Here is an 18,644-nt window from a genome sequence, read left to right as displayed (position 1 = left end):
GCCCCGATGCGCTGGCGACGAAGGAGCAGTGCGCTGGAGCGTGCCGCTGACCGCTGATTGACTGTCCCCCACATCAACGTGAGTGGGCAACTACCCAGTGTGGCCGGTAGGGCAGGATGTCGCTTGCCGCCCCGCTGAAGAGGACAGGCCGCCAGGACTCAACCTTTTCACCGATGCGAGCGTCTTCCTCTGCGGAAAGGTTGGTGGCGCTAGTGCTCGATGACGAGTTCCGCAAGTTCGTAGAGTCCCACTACAACGAGCTCTTAGGGACGGCGTACCTACTGTGCGGTTCGAAGCCTGCGGCCGAAGACGCGCTTCAGTCTGCGCTACTGCGCTTAATGCGGTACTGGCCAGGAATTAATGACCCGGCTTCGTATGTTCGCCGAGTTATGGTCACGCAACGGGTAAGCAGATGGCGGCGGGTATCGAGATTACGTGAGTACCTGACAGAAGTTTTGCCCGAGCGTCATGCGTCGGACGAAACGGAGAGAGTGGGTACGCGGGACGAATTGTTTACGGCGCTGGCGACACTGCCGCCGCGTACGCGGGCAGTGATTGTGCTGCGATATTGGGAAGATCTGTCAGAAGCGGAAACAGCGAAAGTGCTGAAGTGTTCAGCAGGTACGGTTAAAAGTCACGCATCACGAGGGCTTGCTCGGCTGCGTGTAACGCTGGCTGAGAAAGGTGAGACGGACACATGAATGTCGACAGGAATGTTAAGTATCGGCTCGGTGAAATTGCTCGGTCTGTGACACCCGATCCGGATCCCTTCGGTCGTCTGATGGCTCGCCGGGACCGCCGTTCCGCCAGGGTCATCGCATCAGCAGCAGCGGTTGCTGTGATAGCTGTGTCTGTTGCTGTGCCAAGCATTTTCAAGGGTGAGAAGCCGCAAGTTCCGATGGCTGGTGAAGTAGGTGACACTATTTCATCGCCCTGGGAAAGGAAATTGCTAAGCTCGCCCACTCGAGGCAGTCTTGCAGCGAAGAAAGCTCTCGTCGATGAAGTCGTGACGAAGATGGATAGCCAGAGAGCGATTCTCGGAATTTCTCCTGAACTCAAGGAGGTGTCTCCCCTCTTCCTCGGCGAGGTCGGCACCGCTCGAATCGCCATAGTCGCCTTCCACTCCGATGACAGCGCAATCCTGGTGTCACGGATCGCGGCACGTGACGCTTCTACAGACGAGTTGATTGCAGGGGGCGGGGGACGATTCCCGTTGAACCCTTTCTTCATCTACAGCCAGTCGGTGAACAACTCGAAGGGATCCTTTGGGGGAGGTGTCGCGCTGGCCCCACACGGCTGTGATATAGCGACTAGCGTGGGTGGTCGTCTGCTTGTCGACGGACGTGTCGATTACGCGTGGCAGCAGGATTCTGTCGATGGATCCTTTCCGGTGCCGGACGGCACAGTGCAGCGGTGGCGGGTTTCCTGCGGAGATGTCGTCCGCTACGAAGGACCCGAATTGCCCGTCCATGCGTACGACATGGGCGCGGCACATGCACCTGTACCGGCCCCGGGAAGGGAGATCGATGAAGCGGCGGAGCGGGTAGCCATTGAAACCAACAGGTTCCTTCTCGGGCGAGCGGCCCTCTCAGGCGTACCTACTCCCGTACCAGTGTGGGCTGGCTCGGTACCGGCACTCGGCGGCCGGTCCGCGATCGTCTCGGCCTCGATCTCGCCTGCTGGTGGCGTCGCTACGGTACTGCAGGTCGGTACGAGCGGGAAGGTCCTTATCGCGGATGGTGTCGAGGTCACGGCGCCAAGAGGCAGCAACGACGTTGTCGGCCCGGACTGGAACGACGCAAGTTTGGTCTCCACGGCGTCAGGAGCGAGCCGAGACCTGCTCGCCGTGCGTATCCCTGAGCGGGATGGAGAATCAGCGATCTGGACTTCGGAGTTGCTCGTGGTCGCAGACCGCACTGCCACCGAGGTGCATGCGGTCGACGCAACAGGCAAGCTCGTCGGGACGGCGAAGCTGACAGAGGGCGTCGGCACTATCCGTATAGCTGCGCCAAGCTCCGTAACCCTTCAAAGTTACAATGCGCAGCGAAAGCTGCTGGCAAAAAGCTCCTTCCATGAACTAGCTGACGCAGGGGCCATCTTCGGAGCGCCAGTAATTAGCCGCTGGTGAATGCGCCACTGGCATTCATGCCAAGAGGAAAAGGCTGAATGCTTAAGTCCGAAAAAGAGATACTTGTCGGATGTGTCGGACCGGCTTGGAAATTACTGTCAGTCATATCCGCCGTCGACGGCCTTCGGTGAGGGGACTGATCGAAGCTGATTGCACGGGTAAGGTGATCGCCGTCAGGAGGCTAAACCCTTCTCGTCCGGCCTTCTAGAACGGGGGAGCAATGCGCCTAATTCGAAGATTCGCTGTTGTCGCTATCGCCGCTTTGGCGGTTCTGATTCCGGTCTCGGCCCCGGCTCACGCTCAAACCCCGTCATCCGCTTCGGAGCCGGTGATTTGGGTGGAGAAGAACCCTCCGCCGGCCCGAGGAACGATGCCGAAGTTCGGTGTGCTGGCTTCCGGTGGCGGTTGTCAGAACACCGGCGATTTGAGTGTTTGCATCTCGTGGACCAACTCGACACTCAAGGGAGACTTCTACCGAAACTCCTTCAACAATTCGAGCTGGTGCAAGGCCCGGCTCTACATCATCGAGGCCGGTGTCGCTCGTTACAAGTACACGACGACCATGAACACCATCGGCCACTACCCGATAGCTACGGAACCGACCAGTGGCAGTGGCACTGCCGCCACCGAGGTGGACGTCTACACATGCGCCGACTCGTTCATCCAGGCAACCTTCAGCCCTAGCCAGATCTACCCGTAACCAAACGAACGTAGACGAATGAAGGGTGGGCAGCCGGCCCACCCTTCATTTTGCTGTGTGCCGCCGCCCGGAGCCCTGGCCAGTGCTCCGGCAAAGTCGTGACGGTGTCTGACTTTGTGAGGCTTGGGGTAAAAGCGCCGTTGGTGGTAGATGGCGTCCCCGGGAACGGCGTCACCGGCAACCACGATCGGGATCGCCTGGGCCTGCCCCTCGGGGCTCGCCGGATGCGGGGCCCCCAGCACCAGCGCCTGCGACACGTACGGGCCCATTTCGCGCTCACCGAGATTGACGCACGCCACCACGTTCGCACCGACCAGCTCGTCCTCGCCGATCAGCGCGTACTGGCCGACCGAGACGCGTTTGCCCAACGGGCCGAGATCCAACTCGATCATCCGGCACGGGAAGCGCGTGTTCTCGGCCATCGGCGCCGACAGGACCCGTGCCACCCGGAGATCGACATTCTGGAACTTGCCAAAAGTGATCTGCGGCTTCACCGCCGCAGCAGCTCCGGCCATCGTCCGTCCTTTCCAATTGGCGGAGCCGAACCGCCCTGCAGCGGATACGGCGGCCCCAGGTTCGGTAGCGAACCGGCCCCACTCTATCGGGTCGGGCGGGTGCGAGCCGAAACGAATGGGGAGTGTGGCGATTTCGGCCCTGTCTCACATCCGGTGGTGACGGAGGGTGCTGCTATCCGAGGAGGATGCGGTGGCGGAGCAGGGTGAAACCTGCTCGTCCGTGCATCTGGCGTGCGATCCGTTTGGTCTTGGTGTTGACGCCTTCGGTGAGGCCGTTGCTGTAGGCAAGCGTAAGCGCGGCGTTCACGGCGTCGCGGTCGCGTTGCAGGCCTCGGGTGAAGGCGTGCAGATGAGGTGGATCGGCCGCGCGGATTCGGGCGGTCCAGAGTGAGAGCCGGTCGGCGTTTCCCGGCTGGGGCGTCAGGAGTTCGGCGAAGCCCTCGATGGCGGCGGCCAGGTGGGTCATCTCGGTGTTCGCGGTAGGGGTCGACGAGGCTGGCCCGGTACTTGGGGACGCGGAGCATCCGCTCGGGCCGGTCGGTGCGCGCGTAGCGCTTGACGGTGTTCAGGGCCAACTGCAGGCGGCGGGCGGTTTCGAGCAGGCCCACGCCTTGGTTCAGCAGGTCATGGACCTGATGCCAGCGTTCCAGGGTCGTCCGCGCGTGGGGGCCCGTCATAGATGGGCGCGTCCAGTACGGGGGCCCAGCAGCTGCGGTGCGCCTTCACCTCGCTGAGGGCGGCTTCGCATAGGCTGTGCCACAGGTGCCACCTGTCCGCGACCTGCACCGCGTCGGGCAGGGCGCGGCGGATGGCCTCGGCGTAGGTGGCCGAGCCGTCTCGGCACACGACCTGCACGCCGGGATGCTCGCGCAGCCACGCTTGCAGGGTGTCGGCGGTTCGGTCGGGCAGTATTTCGATCCGCTCATGTGTCTCGGTGTCGATCACCACGGTGGCATAGCGGCGCCGACGAGGCAGAGCGGAATCGTCTACGCCGATCACCCGGGGCGTCCGCCCGGTGGGCAACGGGATGCGCAGGGCGCGCAGGGGAGTGTGACGGGACAGGCCCATGGCCAGCATCGCCGGCAGACGCGACCCTGCCCGGCCCGCCAACTCCTTGAGCACGGCTTTGACCTGCCCGTTCAAACGGGCCGTGCGGCGCTGGTATCCCTCCAGCACCCCGGGAACCTGTTCCCGGAAGGTGTGGCGACAGCCACGCGTGGGGTACACCAGACGCCGCACCCGCACACGGACCACCACTCGGCGCCCGTCGACCGGAACATCCGCCACCGTCCGCCAGTCCTCTAAGTCAGGTAGGCGGTGACGTGCCCGGCAGTGACGTGCACGTCACTATCGAACGCGCAGACCGGGCACAGCGGTAGCTCATCGTCGCCAGCGGCGGGGAGTCGGTGTGCGCTCGGGTAGGCGTCCCCGCACACGACGCACTGTGCCTGGTTGGGTGTGCGCCTCGAAGCCGGTCGGGGTCAGCGGAGCGGCCATCTCCACCGTCAGCGGCTGGGACACATCGAGCCGCGTGCCGTCGTCCGGGTCCGGGGCATCAGGACTGGGGCGTGTCGTCGAACTCGAGGCGCTGGCGCGCCGGCTCGGCCAGCCGGTCGAGCAGGTCGTCCTCGCGGTAGACACGGCCGGCCTCCAGGAAGTCGGGGGCGGGCGCAAGCGGGACGAACAGGTTGCCGTCGCCGTCGAGCTGCCGTAGCCAGAGCGCGACAACGTAGATCCCTGGGATCTTCAGCAGGTGCGGCTCGTAGGTGTCGGTCTGCACCTCCGGTGCCCCGGCGAGGTCGCGGAGGGTCCAGGCGGTCGACTGCACGTACGGCCCCTCGTTGACCTGCTCGAATCGTTCCGGCTGGCCGTTTGCGTCGGTGGCGACCTCACTGCTGGCCACGGCGGTCGACTCGGTGGTGACCAGAAAGCGCCAACCGGTGGTCGGGGCCTCGGTGAGCGGCCGGCGGGCGGCGACGGCGTCCAGCCCCACGTGGTGGACCGGGTGCGGTGCCGACAGCACGGCGTTGTCCGCCGGTGCGGTCATCAGGGCGACCCCGCCCGCCGTTGCGAACTGGGCGGAGCGGGCGATCTCCCGCAGCCCAGTCATCGCGGTCGTTTCAGTTTCCGAGGGTGGGGTGGCGAACTGGATTCCCATGGTCAGTCCCGGGTGAAGTAGGTGTGCGTCCAGGTTCCGGTGCCCTGGTACGCGGTACGGAAAGTGTCGTAGCTAGGAAAGGACTGCCCGTACCACGGGTCCTGGATGGCCAGGTAGATCGTGCTGTAGTCCAGGTAGCCGCTGATCACGGCGAAGTGGGCACCGCCGCCGCTCCAGGCGATACGCGCGCCCACCGGCCGGCCGGCGTCGATCTCGGAGCGGATCGCGGTCATGGTCAGCGCGTTAGCCTGCCAGTGGTCGAGGTTGCCGACCCGATTCAGTGCGCGGTCGAGGTACCAGGGCTGGTTGCATCGCGGGGCCGATCCGTAGGAGCAGCAGGTCGACTGGCCGAGTTCGGCGTTCGCCAGATAACACTGGCACCAGCCGCTGGTGGGGTTGTAGAAGAGCGAGACGCTGGTGGCGGTCGCGCTCCAGCACCAGTTGGTCTGCTGCTGGTACTGCATGAGGAAGGCGAGTTGGCGGGTGTCCTGGACCGCTTCCTGGACGGTTGTCGCCATGTTCCCACTCCTTGCCGATGCGGACTCGATGGTCGCCGCGGGCGGGTGTCGGCAACCCGCACGATGGGTAATGCTTAGATGACTCTAGGTTACTTCTCGGCTTGTTGTGGCCGGTTCGGCGAAACCGTGGCCGGCACCGTGCGGGGCGAAGCGATCGCCTAGATCCATCCGTCCAGACTCCCTACCGGGAGTATCTCTCTACCTCTGACTGAACGTTCGGTACCGTTCCGCGCCGGCCTTGTTGCTGCGACAACGCGCTCTGTGGGATTGCGAGTGGGACCTGCTCCGCGAGACGCGCTGGGTGTGCCGGTCGCTTGACCATAGGCGATGATGGCGGGCATGCGGCTGCTCATACTCGATGGAACCTGGTTCCTCGGGCGGGCTCTCGGTGAACTCGCACTGGCCTCGGGCTGGTCGGTGACGACGCGGACCACGCCTCGACAAGCTGCACGCCGACAAAGGCTACGACTACCCCCACCTGCGCCGCATGCTCCGTGCCCGCGGCATCCGACCCCGCATCGCCCGTCGCGGCATCGACTCGCCGAACCGTCTCGGCCGGCACCGCCAGGTGATCCGAGAAGACGTTCGCCTGGTTCACCGGCTACCGCCGGCTGACCATCCGCTACGAACGCTCGGCCAGCCTCTACTGCGCGTTCGTCACCCTCGCCGCCGCCCTCACCTGCGACAAGCGCTGCACGAAACCGATTGCGGAAAATCGGATCAGCGACCTCGGAGGCGACTGTCTATAGATCGACGATCGCCAGATCGTACGTACCCGGACTATCTGGACCTTCCCCCGTGGATGCGTCCGGTCGTATCGGACAACCGCGCTCCACCGCCGCCCCACCGCGACGCGACGATCTCGGCGGCGACGCTGACGGCGGTCTCTTCAGGGGACCGGGCGCCCAGATCAAGACCGATCGGGGAGCTGAGCCGGGCGAGCGCCTGCTCGGCGACACCGGCCTCGCGCAGCCGAGCGAAGCGGTCGTCGTGGGTACGCCGGGAACCCATCGCCCCGACATACGCCAGCGGCAGATGCAGAGCGGTCTGCAACACCGGCACGTCGAACTTCGGATCATGGGTGAGCACACACACCACAGTGCGCTCGTCGATCCGGCCGGCCTCGGCCTCGGCCGCCAGATAGCGGTGCGGCCAGTCGACCACCACCTCGTCGGCGTCGGGAAAACGCCGCGCGGTGGCGAACACCGGCCGGGCGTCACACACGGTCACCCGGTAGCCGAGAAACGCGCCGATCCGGGCGACGGCGGCGGCGACGTCGGTCGCCCCGAACACGATCATGCGAGCCGGTGGCGCATACGAGCTGACCAGCACGTCGAGGTCGGCCTCGCAACGCTCTCCGCCCGGGCCGTAGCACAGAACCCCGGTCCGTCCGGCGGCGAGCAGCCCGCGACCGTCATCGGCGACCGCGTCATCGAGCCGGGCGGATCCCAGCGTGCCGCGCCGCCCCTCGGGCCACAGGACCATCCGCCGCCCGAGCCGCGCGGGCGGACCCGACACGCAGGTCAGGGTAGCCACCGGGACTCCAGTGGTAATCGCTTCGGCGACCTCGGGCAGGTCGGGGAAGGTGTCCGGGTCGATCCGTTCGACGTACAGCTGGATGCTGCCGCCGCAGGTCAACCCGACCCCGAACGCGTCGTCGTCGCTGACGCCGTACCGCACGGTCCGCCGCTGGCCGGTGGCGACGACCTCCCGGCACACCTCGTACACGGCGGCCTCCACACAGCCGCCGGAGACGCTGCCCACCACGGAGCCGTCGGGACCGACCAGCATGGTGGCACCGGGTGGACGGGGCGCGCTATGCCAGGTGGCGGTCACGGTGGCCATACCGACCGGCTGCCCCGCCCGCCACCACCGGAGCAGGTCGTCGAGCACGTCACGCATCGACGACCCCTGGCACATCCAGGTCGGCATCGTCGGCCACGTCGCCGCACGGCACGATGCGCAGATCCGCCAGGTGGGCGCGGAGATAGTCCCGGGCACCGGCGTCACCACGCGCCGTGGCCGCCACGTCCCCCCACCGTTCGCGGCCGAGCAGAACCGGGTGCCCACGGCGGCCGTCGCCGTATCCGGCGGCGGCGAGACTGTCAGGCGTGGCACCCGAGGCGACGCGCCGCACCGCGGCCGCCGTGACGCCGGGCATGTCGACCAGCAGCACGACGGCGGCGACAGCAGGCCCACCGGCCAGCGCGGCCAGCCCGGCCCGCAACGAGGACGCCATGCCCGTCTCCCAGTGCGGGTTGTCCACCACCTCGACGTGGGCCATATCGGCCGAGGCGCGCACCTGGTCGGCGCCGGCACCGAGCACGACCAGGACCGGCGCACAGCCGGCGCCACGCAGAGTGTTCCCCGCCCGCTCGACGAGCAGCCGCCCCTCGTACCGCACCAGGGCCTTCGGCCGACCGTAGCGACGCCCGGCACCTGCGGCAAGGAGGAGCCCGGCAACGGTCATGCGCCCGAATATAGCCCTGGCCGGAACGGTCTCCGCTTGTCAACTAACTCACGGGATCGACTGTGACGGATCAGTCGATTGGTGGTGAGCCGGAGTCGCGGGGTGGGTGCGGCGCCCCTGTACCATGCCAGAACTCGTCGCACATGCTGTGCGCTCGGTTTTCTCGGCTCAGGCTGATGATCGCCGGTATGGTCGTGCGGTTGCTGCACCTGGGAATGATCCGCCTATTCAGCCGCAATGGGCTGTAACTGTGAAGCGTCGGATGCGATCCAATGACACAAGACCGCCGCGTTACGCGGGCCACGGCCTCCCGTGGCTGGATTGGTTTAGCGATCATGCGCGCCAGCGCCCGCCGGACCCGACCGGACATCCCCGGAACCCCACGAACCGGCCAGTACGTAGGGGATGCTCGTCGGACGAGCAGCCAGCGTTCCGAATGCTCAAGGTCAAGACCGGCAGGAAGGACACAGTCGTGACCACGGTCGTGGCCGCCGGACCCGTCCATGTCGATGCGATCGCCGCACTTGTCGAAGAGTTGCACACCTCCTACGGCGAGACCGACGTCGAGCCCCGTGACGTGCGGATCCGTCAGACCAACGAAGCGCTCTTCGGCGATCCGCCCTTGGCATGCTGTGCTCGTCGGGGACGCGCAGGCGCTCGTCGGGCTGGCGACTACTCCTCCTGTGGCCAGCCGCCGGCCTGACCCGCTCGCTCTATCTGGAGGAGCTGTACGTGGCGGAGACAGCCAGGGGGCGGGGTCTCGGAACGGCCTCGTGCGCGCGTCAAAGCGCGCGAGGATCCGCCGGATGGTCTTTGTTCGCGAGTTCAGGGCTCTGGCGCGACGACGTCGTGGGCAGGATCGGTAGCCGGCACGCGTGCGGCCGCGCCGGCCGATCCGTGATCTGCTACTCCTGGCCAGGCGTACCGTCATCAGGGTCCGGATCCCGCTCTGCCTCGATTACGTCCTCGAGTCCTTCCCGGCTGCCGTCCCCGACGCTCCTGCGGCCTCGGACACTGCGAATGATCCGTCCGGCCGCAGCGCGAACGGCGTCGGCAACCAGGTTCGAGGCGGCCCCGGCACCGACCGATACCACGATGGTCACCAGTTCCGAGATGCCGAAGCCGTGGCCGGGTTCGCGTCCATCGAGCCGGATCGTGATGGACTCCATCGGGCCGTCTCCGACCCAAACGCCTTCTCGGAAGAGAGTGGTTTCGGCATAGGGTGTCGAGTCGACTTCCAGTTCCAGGATGAGCGACACGGCAGGTTCCACATCTTGCTCCGATCTTCAGTCAGGCGCGAGAGCGCCCGGCTTGGTAATCTAGGGGTTCGTGGTCGTGTCGGCGGTACCGATGTCGGGCCTGCTGCGCGATGCGTCCCGCGAGGCGTGGAGCATCGCCTTGATGACCTTTGCCTCGGCTTCTGCCGGACCCAGGAGCCTCTTCCAGCCGAATTCGTTGATCATGTCGTTGGAGAGTTCCCGCACCGCCGGGGTGCCAAGCCGCCGGATGTCGGCCTTCGCCTGCATCAGGATGACAGTGCCGATCGACTCTTCCAGATTCTGTTCGGTGGTGATCCTGCGGGCTGGCATCAGGTCGTACATCAGTGATTCGCGACCGGCAATGGCCTTCTGGTTCCAATCCACGGGGACCTCATTGACGACTCCACCGACGATGCGATCCAGCTTCAGGAATCCGAAGAACCATCTCATCGCAGTCCATACGTCTCCCGCGTTCGCGCGTACGTCCCCGGGAAGCGGAGCTCCCAGGATTAGGCGGTAGGCGAGACTGTCGGCCTCTCGTTCGGCTTCCTGCGAAGGCGTATCGGGTAGGTCCGCGTGCAGCACCATGTGAGCGTATTCATGGGCCAGCATGAAGTTCAGCTGCAGCGCAGTGGTCAACTGCGCCTGCCGAAGCGCCGATCGGGAACTCGCTCTGGGGATCGGCAACGAACTGATTTCCAAGTCCCGGTACAGCGACAGCAGGTGCGGCATGAACGCCCGGTAGTCCAGTAGGGAGAGCACTTCGTCCTGCCCGCGGCCAACGTCCGTGACCTCGTAAACGCCATTCCAGAGCATCAGGTTGAGCGTGCGTAGAAACTCCCTGCTGACCGCGGACACTTCGATGCGCTGCTGCGATGGAAAGGACCTCGCGTAGAGCCTCGTCTCCCACGTGGGGACCAGTTTCACCTGATCGATGTCTGCGCGCAGATCGCGCAACGCGCCCTTCATGACGCCATCGGTCCTCTCGGCCCACGGCGGCAATGGTAGGCCGTTTCGCTCCAACGTTGGGCCGACGTTCAGCGCTTTGTCGTAGCAGATCTGACTGTATTGACGGAACTGCTTGACGTCCCGCTCGCCGACATCACGTCCCAGCACGACCGCCGATCGCAACAGGTAGTGGATGACGCTAAGATGGCGCAACGGGTCTGCGGCATGCAGATGCCAGGCTCTCCCGCCTCGGACCCAGGCACCCTCTCTGAGCATGTAGTCGTTGTAACCGTCTTGGTCCATGAAGATGTCATTGACCGCGCGCCTCCGCTTACGCCTGCGCCACATGCTACTCCAGTCAATCAAGCAAGCTTGTCAGCTGCCGGAAGTGATTACCGCACGCCCAGAAGTGGTGTTCGCTCAATCGTCCCTCATGCCGCGGCCCGGTCGACCCTCCACGCTTCCATCGGCTTTCATGACACGCTGGACAAGCGTAGCGGTCCCAGCAAGCCCTAACCCGTGATGATCTTCAATTTGCCCCTGCAGAGTGCTACCTGCAAACGAACGGCGTGCTCGGTTGTTCACGGACCCATACGAAACGGTGGCAAGGCACGCGAACCAGCGCTGACCGCCCCTGGCGCTGCTGTACTGCGAACGTTGGCCGACCGAACCCAGCATCGACGCGCGGGGTACATCATCCTCGTTGGCCACGTTGCTGACATGCAGGTTTGATAGCGGTGCAGGTCAGAGCACTGCCCGGACCGTTGCAGGTCGGTAGACCCAACGTCGTGCATGAAGCCGACATCGGCGGACGCCGCATGGCGTTGTACCCGAGACGGCAGGACTGGGAGGCCCCTCGCCGGGATGCCGCACTGGGCAGCAGCGGCCACGACGACATGCACGGGGAGATCGAAACCTCCCTGCTGCTGCACCTGTGCCCCGAACTCGTCCGCGACAGCCACCGGGCAGCTGATCACCGCGCCGAGCGTCCGGACCTTGTACCTGCCGAGAATGTCGTCCGGGCAGGTCAGGCCGCATGTTCGTACTCGTGCAGGATGCCGCCGAAGCGGTCACGACGACGGATGTTCAGGCGGTCGAGCCTGTGCGGGTCGGTGATCGGTTCGGGTAGCGGTGTGAGTGGCCGGACGTTGGCGATGCCCTGATGCGGGCGGTGCTCGTTGTAGAAGATCTCGTACTCGCGCAGCGCATGCAGTAGGTGCCGCTGGTTAAGGAGGTTAAGGATCAGTGTCCGGTCGAGGAGTTCGTGGCGGCAGGTCCGTACCCAGCGTTCCATGATCGCGTTCATCCGGGGTATCCGGACGCCGGTGCGTACTACGGTGATGCCGGCGTCGGCGAGAATCGTGTCGAACGCGGTCGGGGTACTTGCCGTCCCTGTCCCGGATCAGGTACTTCATCGGGCAGCCCGCGTCTTCGAGGTCCATGACCAGGTTGCGGGCAAGCAGGGCCACCCACGCCGCGGTCGGGTGCGCGGTCGCACCGAGGATCCGGACCCGGCGGGTGGCATGGTCGATGACCGCGAGGACGTAGAGGCGGGCGCCGGTCAGCGTGGTCGTGACGAACGTCCGCCGCCGACAGCCGCTGCTGACGCAGGCGGACCGTTGAACCGTCAACGCGACCAGCACCTCGTGGCCACCCAACCTGACATCAGCCAACCGCCGCGTGTAACGACCGTGCACAGTGCTCGACCAGACGCCACAGACTCCGCACGCCGCCCGCACCGTCCGCGTCGCCGCAGTTCGTGGCGTCGCGCTCGTCGTCCACGTCAGGCCCGGGTTCGGGCTCGTGATGGGATGGCTGCGCCATGGTCATCTGCTGGCAGCTACGGCGGCGTGCGCCGTGCGGGCGATGAGTTCGTGGCCCAACGCGTTGGGGTGGTCGCCGTCGTCGGCGAGCAGGTCGGTGGGGTCCTGGTCTCCGGTGATGCCCTTGAATGCCGGGTAGGTGGGCACGTAGAGTGCGGCCGTCTCAGCGGCCGCGTCGTGCAGGGCATGGTTGACGTATCGGGTGGCGGTCGCCGACTGCGCCATGCCGGCATCGCCGTACTCGGCAAGCCCCACGGAGCCGTCCTTCACGACGTTCCAGTAGCCGAGCACAAGCACCGTGACGGGGCCGTCGTGCAACTCGCGGATCCGGTCAATCGTGGCGGCCACGTTGGCCCCGACTCGCGCCGCGACCTGCCGGTAGGTGCCGTCGCCGTCGCCGTCGGCGTCGAACGCGGCGGCCAGATCGTTCGCGCCAACCATGATCATGATGACGCCAGCCTGGCGCAGGTCGTCGTCCGTGTCAGGGGACTTGAGCTGCGCCCACACATCGTCGGAGCTGAAGCCGCCGCGAGCGAGGTTGACGGACGGCACGGCAGGCACCTGCATGCGGGCGTACAGGTCCGGGAAAGGCACGCAGTCGCAGGCCGACCCGGCTGGCACGGAGTCGCCGAGCGCGACCACCGCGCCCGGGGCGGCGGGCCGCGCCGTGGGTGGCGGCGGCGGTTCGCCGGCGCTGATCGCAGGCGCCAGGAGCACGGCGATCGCAGCGACGCGTCGCAGGGCGGTGCGTCGCCGCGCCCCCTCTGCCATCACCCCACCTCGAGCGGTTCGAGGGATGGCACGGAGGCGCCACCGTCGCCGCGCCGCGCCCGGCGCCACCCGGTCGGCAGGAACGCCTCCGCCTTCAGTACGGCCATGGCGATCCGGGGCAAATCGCGGGCAGTAGGGAAGCACAGGTAACGCGACTGCCACTCCGGCTGGTACTTGGCGTTCGCTCGGTACAGCGACTCGATCTGCCAGAACCGGGAGGCCAGCCGCAGCAGTCGGTGCCAGATCCGCAGGACGGGCCCGGCCCCCAGCCCCTCGGCTCGGGCGAAGACCGAGCGCAGCACGGCGAAGTTCAGCGACAGCCGCCCCACGCCTAGGCCGGGTGCCGCCTCGATCGCGCTGACCACCATGAGCTCCATCACGCCGTTGACTGCGGAGCGGTCGCCACGCATGAGGTCCAGCGACAGCCCGTCGTCTCCCCATGGTACGAACTGCAGCACGCCACGCAGCCGCGCGCTGCTGTCGTGGCAGAGCACGAGCACGCAGTCGCCGTCCTGCGGGTCGCCGATGCGGGACAGCGCCATCGAAAAGCCGCGCTCCACCGGGCCGTCCCGGAACTGGCGGGCCGCACGTACCGCCTCCGCCAGTGCGGCCGGCGGCAGGTCGCGCTGGCGGATCACCTCGCTGGTGTACCCGGCGCGCTTCGCGCGGGCAACCGCCTGGCGCACGGCGCGCATCGGCCGGCCCTCGAGGCTGAACCCGGCCGCGTCCACCACTGCCTCGTCGCCGATCTCCACCACGTCCAGGCCACTGCGGCGGTACGACCGTCCGCCGGAAGGGCCACAGCCGAGCACCGCCGGGGTCCACCCATGCCGGGCGCTGTCGGCCAGCCACGCGTCGATCGCCTGCGACCACGCATCCTGGTCGCCGATCGGGTCACCGGTGGCGAGGCTGACCCCGTTGATGACGCGATACGGCACGGCAGCCTTCCCCGATGGCGCCCACATCAGCAGCTTGTCCCTGCGCAAGGCGAAGTAGCTCAGCGAGTCGGCCGTGCCGTACCGGCGCAGCAGCTCGCGTAGCCGGTGGTCCTGTTCCACGGTCCGCTCGTCGGCATCGCGCCGGGCGTGGCGCAGCAGCAGCACCGTGGCGGCGCCGACCGCGAGCAGCCCGAACGCGCCGGTGGTGAGGCTCACCGCCTCGGCGCCCAGCGCGTGTCGGAATCGCAGCGGGCCGGGTGCGCCGACCAGACCGAGCGCGGCGTGCTCTGCCCACAGCCGCACGCCCGGCGTACCGACCAGGCGGTTCGGCCGTAGGGCTATCTCCAGCATGCCGAGCGTGAAGCCGGCGCCCGCAAAGCCGGCGAACGCCGCCAGCGCCCGCCACGGACTGCGCGGATCGGTGACCGCCCGGAACTGGCCGTGCACCGCGACCAGCATGGCCAGCAGTGCGCCCGAGACCGCCGCCGCGTCAAAATCGAGCCCCTTGGCGATGTGCAGGATCATGCCGATGCTGGCCAGGAAGACGGCCAACCGCCAGGCGCTGCGCTTGCCCCGCCGCAGCCCCGCGCCCAGGTAGACCAGCAGCGCCCCGCTGACCGCCGTGGCCGCGCGGGCGGTGAGGACGCCAGTCATCGGCAGGTACTCCGCCAGGACCTCCAGCCCGCCACGACGCGGCGGCAGGAGCCAGGTGAGGATGGTGAACACGCCGGCCGCCTGTACAAGCCGGGCTACGCCGGCCCGCGTCAGCGGCGGGCGTGGCCGCCAGGGCTCGCCGGCGGATGCCGTGCCTCCGTGCGACGTCATGAGGCCATCGTCGGCCGCCTCGCTGAGCCCGACCAGCGTGCACGCTGTGAATAACCTGAGCCGCCCACACCACCGCGTTCAGCGATCCTCCAGCAAATGCTGCAGCTTCTCACAGCCAACAGGTGGACCATCAGCCCTACCCGGCACGGTTCAGGGCGTGGAGGTGGACATGGCACTGACTGGCATTTCGTTACTCGTCCTGGCAGGGCTGGCTGCCGTCGGGGCGGCCGCCGCAACCGTTGTCGGCTGGCGGCAGTTCGGTCGGCTCCGCATCCCGGCACGGGTGGTGGGCGTGCTGCTGACGCAGACCCTGGTGCTGGTGACCGTGGGGCTGGCGGTCAACCGTTCCGCGCAATTCTATACGAACTGGGACGACCTGCTGACTCAGGCCACCGCCGGCGGCCGTCACCATGTCAGCACGCCCGGCAAGCTGGACCAGTGGGTGCGCCAGCACGACCACAGCGACTCCGCGCAGCCGTTCGCCTTCCAGTGGCGACCGAACGGGTGGGCCGACTGGCACCTGGCCGCCCCACCAACCGTCACCGTACCCACCGATTACCTGCGCAACCCCGGTTGGCGGTACCCGGCGCTGCTGGTCCTCACCAGCGCGGAGGACGGATGGGGCAATGCGGCCCCGACTGATCTGGCCCGCTCGGCGCAGACGGCGGCAGGACCGGCCGTGCTGATCTTCGCCCACACCACCCCGGCAACGTCGGTACCGACGCTGGCCATGACGTTGCCCGACCAACTGAGCCGGGACCTGCGCGTCACCGGGCACAGCTGGGCCCTGGTGTCGTCAGCGCGGCAGGAGCCGTTCGCCCGCCAGATGGTGCTGGCCGCACCCGGCCGCTATCCGGCGCTGGCGGTGGTTCCCACCGGTGCAGGGCGCGGCCGGCCCGCTGGCACGGCCACACCGCAAGGGCTGCCGGTGGGCGTGACGGTAGCTGTGCTGGGCACTCCGGCGCGTACCGCCACCGGCCGCCCGGCCGCAGCGCCCCGTGTCGGCTCCACCGGGCCGTCCGGCTTGGACGCGTTGCGGGCGGCCCTGCTCTGGGCGATCCGGCAGTTGCCCGCCCCTCTGCCCGAGTCCGCGCCACTGGTGCGGCAGGTGCGTACACCGCACGGCCAGCCCAGCCCGGCACTGCCGCCCCACCCCGTGCGGCCGCCCGCAGGCACTGCCAACACGTCCGCTTAGGAGGGAAAGATGGCACCGGACAGCCTCGCGCTCCTGCTGCTCGCCGTTGCGGCGGCCGTCGTCGCCGCCGTCGCGCTGGCAGTGGCCTGGGACCGTGGCAGCGGATGGCGGCGGGTGGCAATGCGGGCCGGCAGCGCCAGCCTCTGCGTGGCAACCGTCCTCGCCGCTGCCCTGGTATGGGTCAACCGCCAGGTCGAAACCTACACCTCGTGGTCCGATCTGACGGGCGCACCACCGGCCGCAGCTGCGCTTTCGGATCCGCCGCCGCCCGGCGGTGGATCCGGTGGACGCCTGGTCAACCTCACCGTCCCCGGTAAGGCCAGCGGTCTCTCGTTGCCGATGATGGTGTACCTGCCGGCCGCCTACGACGCGCGCCCCACCGCCCGCTTCCCGGTCATCGAGGCCCTGCACGGCTACCCGTCCTCACCGATGGGGTGGACGAAGACCCTGCGCGCACCCGAATACCTGGACCAGGAGATCGCCGCGGGTCGGATGGCACCGACCGTGATGCTGTTCCCGTACATAACGCCGGACCGGTTGCTGGACACCGAGTGCACCAACCTCAGCCACGGACCGCAGGCCGAGACGTACCTGACCGTCGACGTGCCGGCAGCCGTCAAGAGCCAACTGCGCGTACGGACCGACCGGGCCAGCTGGGGGCTGATCGGCTATTCGGCCGGTGCCTTCTGTGCCGCCAATCTGGCCCTGCGCCACCCGACCGAATACGCAGCCGCGGCCAGCCTCTCCGGCTACACCACCCCAGGCATCACCGTCGGGGACGGCTCCGAGCACACCCTGAACAACGATGCCTGGCGCTTGCAGCACCTACCGCGACCCGCCATCGCGCTTTACCTTGGCTGCGCCCGCGCTGACCACCCGTCCCTGCGCAGCACCACCACCCTGGCGCGGCTAGCCCGCCCGCCGGTGAGCGTCACCACCGGATACGTCAACGGCGGTGGCCACAACGCCGGCACCTGGCTGGCGATGGAGCCAACCGCGTTTGACTGGCTCTCCAGTTGGCTGGCCCGACCCCTGGCAGCAGGCTGACGCCAGGTGCCCCACCAACCATCAGGTGTCAAAGCGACCAGCGATTCGGCGACCGGCCGCAGGAAGGCGCCCGGTGCCCGCCGGCGTCGCTGCCGGAGGCCACCACCGCGTCGAGTCCGGCGGCTTCGTGATGTGCCGGGTCTTGGGGCGCTGACGTTCTGGCAGCTGTCCTTGATCAACCTGCTACGGATTGACTCCCGACCGCGCCACCCGCCAGCTGCCGCTGATGTCGCGTCCGAAGCAGCTCGCCGGGCAGTTGGCGTTGTTCACGATCCTTGACGTCGCTATGACCGCTGGCCTGCAACAACATCTGGCGAATGCGAGGACGGCTGCCGCACGCCACGGGCGCTATCGTGACCCTCGAATGACTCTTCGCCATCATCGTCGTGTCCCACCGCGAGTTCTTGGCGGTGAAGAGGGTGTTCAGCCGAGTGGGAGTCCGATGAGTGCTGCGCAGAGGCCGAGGGCGGCGCAGGCACCGAGGGTGCGCAGCACGGACCAGCGCAGCGCGAAGACCAGGCCGATGGCGACGACCGCGATCGTCGCGGTGACCGGCCGGATGCTGGCCAGTTCGGGCAGGTCGAGGCGCACCGGCCCCCAGGTGTATGTGGTGCTGGTGGCGAAGAGGGTGTGGACGGCGAAGTAGACGCCGAGGTTGGCGATGACTCCGACGACAGCGGCGGTGATGCCGGTCAGCGCGGCGGACAGGGCGCGGTTGCCGCGCAGCCGCTCGACGTAGGACGCGCCGAGCAGGATGAACAGGAAGCTGGGCACGAAGGTGACCCAGGTGGTGAGCACAGAGCCGAGGACGGCGGCGATCCACGGGTTGAGTGGTCCTGGGTGGTGGTAGGCGCCGAGGAAGGCTACGAACTGCACGACCATGATCAGTGGTCCGGGGGTGGTTTCGGCCAGCGCCAGGCCGCGGATCATGTCTTTGGCCGACAGCCACCCGTAGATGTCGACGGCCTGCTGGGCGACGTAGGCGAGGACGGCGTAGGCGCCGCCGAAGGTGATCAGCGCGGTACCGGAGAAAAACATGCCCTGGGTGGTCAGAGTGCTGCGCGGCCCGGTGAGCACAGCGACTGCCACGACCGGGACCGCCCAGACCAGAACGCCAATGCCGAGGATCTTGACGAGCCGGCCGCGGGAGGGTGGCTCGTCACGCAGGTGGTCGTCGGCGATCAACGGAGCGGGCCTGTCCTGGGAACTGGCTGCCGCTGGACTCCGGTGGATGACAGAGGGCGCCCACCGGCCCAGCGCCCAGCCGATGACGGCGGCGCAGGCGATGACGGCGGGGAACGGCACGGCGAAGACCGCCAGAGCGACGAGAGCGGCGGCTGCGATAGCGA

18 protein-coding genes and 2 pseudogenes are annotated in these 18,644 nt (G+C 67.5%); 7 read left to right on the top strand and 13 right to left on the bottom strand.

All coding sequences use genetic code 11. The features are described 5' to 3' along the window. Positions 1-116 precede the first annotated feature (116 nt). From E1258_RS16710 to E1258_RS16700, 3 genes are all read left to right on the top strand, one after another. Positions 117-701 (top strand): SigE family RNA polymerase sigma factor, encoded by a 585-nt coding sequence (locus E1258_RS16710; protein ID WP_371688627.1) that lies wholly within the window; start codon positions 117-119, stop codon positions 699-701. Beyond that, positions 698-2,128, top strand: coding sequence for a hypothetical protein (locus tag E1258_RS16705; RefSeq protein ID WP_132401843.1), 1,431 nt, complete (start codon positions 698-700; stop codon positions 2,126-2,128). The genes E1258_RS16710 and E1258_RS16705 overlap by 4 nt, the downstream gene beginning before the upstream one ends. A gap of 370 nt (positions 2,129-2,498) precedes the next feature. Next, positions 2,499-2,828 (top strand): hypothetical protein, encoded by a 330-nt coding sequence (locus E1258_RS16700; protein WP_132401840.1) that lies wholly within the window; start codon positions 2,499-2,501, stop codon positions 2,826-2,828. On the opposite strand, the gene E1258_RS16695 is transcribed toward E1258_RS16700, so the two are convergent. From E1258_RS16695 to E1258_RS16680, 4 genes and pseudogenes are all read right to left on the bottom strand, one after another. Further along, a complete protein-coding gene (locus E1258_RS16695; RefSeq protein ID WP_132401837.1) occupies positions 2,819-3,343 on the bottom strand; it encodes a hypothetical protein in 525 nt (174 codons plus the stop codon). The two genes, E1258_RS16700 and E1258_RS16695, sit on opposite strands and share 10 nt — an antisense overlap. Positions 3,344-3,515: 172 nt before the next feature. After that, a pseudogene (locus E1258_RS16690) lies at positions 3,516-4,639 on the bottom strand (ISL3 family transposase); the annotation flags it as partial. A 259-nt stretch (positions 4,640-4,898) separates the two neighbouring features. Then, on the bottom strand, positions 4,899-5,453 hold the full coding sequence (locus E1258_RS16685) for a hypothetical protein (protein ID WP_165949793.1): 555 nt from the start codon (positions 5,451-5,453) through the stop codon (positions 4,899-4,901). Positions 5,454-5,503: 50 nt separating this feature from the next. After that, a complete protein-coding gene (locus E1258_RS16680; RefSeq protein WP_132401831.1) occupies positions 5,504-6,019 on the bottom strand; it encodes a papain-like cysteine protease family protein in 516 nt (171 codons plus the stop codon). A 433-nt stretch (positions 6,020-6,452) separates the two neighbouring features. On the opposite strand from E1258_RS16680, the pseudogene E1258_RS34885 reads away from it, so the two are divergent. Next, positions 6,453-6,768 (top strand): annotated as a pseudogene (locus tag E1258_RS34885) (transposase); the annotation flags it as partial. Positions 6,769-6,799: 31 nt separating this feature from the next. Here E1258_RS34885 and E1258_RS16670 read toward each other — a convergent pair. Together E1258_RS16670 and E1258_RS16665 are read right to left on the bottom strand one after the other, a co-directional pair. Beyond that, positions 6,800-7,921, bottom strand: a complete 1,122-nt coding sequence (locus E1258_RS16670; RefSeq protein WP_132401828.1) for an XdhC family protein — start codon at positions 7,919-7,921, stop codon at positions 6,800-6,802. Then, positions 7,914-8,489, bottom strand: a complete 576-nt coding sequence (locus tag E1258_RS16665; protein ID WP_132401825.1) for an NTP transferase domain-containing protein — start codon at positions 8,487-8,489, stop codon at positions 7,914-7,916. The genes E1258_RS16670 and E1258_RS16665 overlap by 8 nt, the downstream gene beginning before the upstream one ends. A 472-nt stretch (positions 8,490-8,961) precedes the next feature. On the opposite strand from E1258_RS16665, the gene E1258_RS16660 reads away from it, so the two are divergent. Then, positions 8,962-9,192 (top strand): hypothetical protein, encoded by a 231-nt coding sequence (locus tag E1258_RS16660; RefSeq protein ID WP_243715504.1) that lies wholly within the window; start codon positions 8,962-8,964, stop codon positions 9,190-9,192. Positions 9,193-9,394: 202 nt separating this feature from the next. Here the strand turns inward: E1258_RS16660 and E1258_RS33380 are convergent, their stop codons facing one another. The 6 genes from E1258_RS33380 to E1258_RS16630 form a co-directional block, all read right to left on the bottom strand. Then, positions 9,395-9,748, bottom strand: coding sequence for a hypothetical protein (locus E1258_RS33380; RefSeq protein ID WP_165949792.1), 354 nt, complete (start codon positions 9,746-9,748; stop codon positions 9,395-9,397). 60 nt (positions 9,749-9,808) lie between these two features. Beyond that, on the bottom strand, positions 9,809-10,999 hold the full coding sequence (locus tag E1258_RS16655; RefSeq protein WP_132401822.1) for an ImmA/IrrE family metallo-endopeptidase: 1,191 nt from the start codon (positions 10,997-10,999) through the stop codon (positions 9,809-9,811). A gap of 724 nt (positions 11,000-11,723) precedes the next feature. Continuing rightward, on the bottom strand, positions 11,724-12,002 hold the full coding sequence (locus tag E1258_RS34880; RefSeq protein ID WP_243715503.1) for an integrase core domain-containing protein: 279 nt from the start codon (positions 12,000-12,002) through the stop codon (positions 11,724-11,726). Further along, positions 11,932-12,435: a transposase family protein gene (locus tag E1258_RS34875; RefSeq protein WP_371688626.1), complete on the bottom strand. Its 504-nt coding sequence runs from the start codon at positions 12,433-12,435 to the stop codon at positions 11,932-11,934. The genes E1258_RS34880 and E1258_RS34875 overlap by 71 nt, the downstream gene beginning before the upstream one ends. Positions 12,436-12,522: 87 nt before the next feature. Next, entirely contained in the window at positions 12,523-13,290 is a 768-nt protein-coding gene (locus E1258_RS16635) for an SGNH/GDSL hydrolase family protein (RefSeq protein WP_132401819.1), read from the bottom strand. Beyond that, complete coding sequence (locus tag E1258_RS16630; protein WP_243715501.1) at positions 13,290-15,053, bottom strand: phosphatidylglycerol lysyltransferase domain-containing protein; 1,764 nt, start codon at positions 15,051-15,053, stop codon at positions 13,290-13,292. Before E1258_RS16630 ends, E1258_RS16635 begins: the two co-directional genes overlap by 1 nt. Before the next feature lie 169 nt (positions 15,054-15,222). Here E1258_RS16630 and E1258_RS16625 point away from each other — a divergent pair, with 169 nt between their 5' ends. Together E1258_RS16625 and E1258_RS16620 are read left to right on the top strand one after the other, a co-directional pair. Then, positions 15,223-16,248 (top strand): hypothetical protein, encoded by a 1,026-nt coding sequence (locus E1258_RS16625; protein WP_132401812.1) that lies wholly within the window; start codon positions 15,223-15,225, stop codon positions 16,246-16,248. A 9-nt stretch (positions 16,249-16,257) separates the two neighbouring features. Beyond that, complete coding sequence (locus E1258_RS16620; RefSeq protein WP_132401809.1) at positions 16,258-17,295, top strand: esterase family protein; 1,038 nt, start codon at positions 16,258-16,260, stop codon at positions 17,293-17,295. Positions 17,296-17,718: 423 nt separating this feature from the next. On the opposite strand, the gene E1258_RS16615 is transcribed toward E1258_RS16620, so the two are convergent. After that, a partial coding sequence (locus E1258_RS16615) for a chromate transporter (protein ID WP_132401806.1) occupies positions 17,719-18,644 on the bottom strand: 926 nt, incomplete at its 5' end.

Source organism: Micromonospora sp. KC207 (genome assembly GCF_004348615.1).
Lineage (GTDB): Bacteria > Actinomycetota > Actinomycetes > Mycobacteriales > Micromonosporaceae > Micromonospora.
This window is presented reverse-complemented; position numbering and strand designations above follow the sequence as displayed.

Coding starts and splice junctions, on each gene's coding strand:
- E1258_RS16655 (WP_132401822.1), bottom strand. CDS start 10,999: ATGGACCAAGACGGTTACAACGACTACATGCTCAGAGAGGGTGCCTGG.
- E1258_RS16700 (WP_132401840.1), top strand. CDS start 2,499: ATGCCGAAGTTCGGTGTGCTGGCTTCCGGTGGCGGTTGTCAGAACACC.
- E1258_RS16685 (WP_165949793.1), bottom strand. CDS start 5,453: ATGACTGGGCTGCGGGAGATCGCCCGCTCCGCCCAGTTCGCAACGGCG.
- E1258_RS16710 (WP_371688627.1), top strand. CDS start 117: ATGTCGCTTGCCGCCCCGCTGAAGAGGACAGGCCGCCAGGACTCAACC.
- E1258_RS16635 (WP_132401819.1), bottom strand. CDS start 13,290: ATGGCAGAGGGGGCGCGGCGACGCACCGCCCTGCGACGCGTCGCTGCG.
- E1258_RS16625 (WP_132401812.1), top strand. CDS start 15,223: ATGGCACTGACTGGCATTTCGTTACTCGTCCTGGCAGGGCTGGCTGCC.
- E1258_RS16695 (WP_132401837.1), bottom strand. CDS start 3,343: ATGGCCGGAGCTGCTGCGGCGGTGAAGCCGCAGATCACTTTTGGCAAG.
- E1258_RS16680 (WP_132401831.1), bottom strand. CDS start 6,019: ATGGCGACAACCGTCCAGGAAGCGGTCCAGGACACCCGCCAACTCGCC.
- E1258_RS16670 (WP_132401828.1), bottom strand. CDS start 7,921: ATGCGTGACGTGCTCGACGACCTGCTCCGGTGGTGGCGGGCGGGGCAG.
- E1258_RS16620 (WP_132401809.1), top strand. CDS start 16,258: ATGGCACCGGACAGCCTCGCGCTCCTGCTGCTCGCCGTTGCGGCGGCC.
- E1258_RS16665 (WP_132401825.1), bottom strand. CDS start 8,489: ATGACCGTTGCCGGGCTCCTCCTTGCCGCAGGTGCCGGGCGTCGCTAC.
- E1258_RS34880 (WP_243715503.1), bottom strand. CDS start 12,002: ATGAACGCGATCATGGAACGCTGGGTACGGACCTGCCGCCACGAACTC.
- E1258_RS16630 (WP_243715501.1), bottom strand. CDS start 15,053: ATGACGTCGCACGGAGGCACGGCATCCGCCGGCGAGCCCTGGCGGCCA.
- E1258_RS16705 (WP_132401843.1), top strand. CDS start 698: ATGAATGTCGACAGGAATGTTAAGTATCGGCTCGGTGAAATTGCTCGG.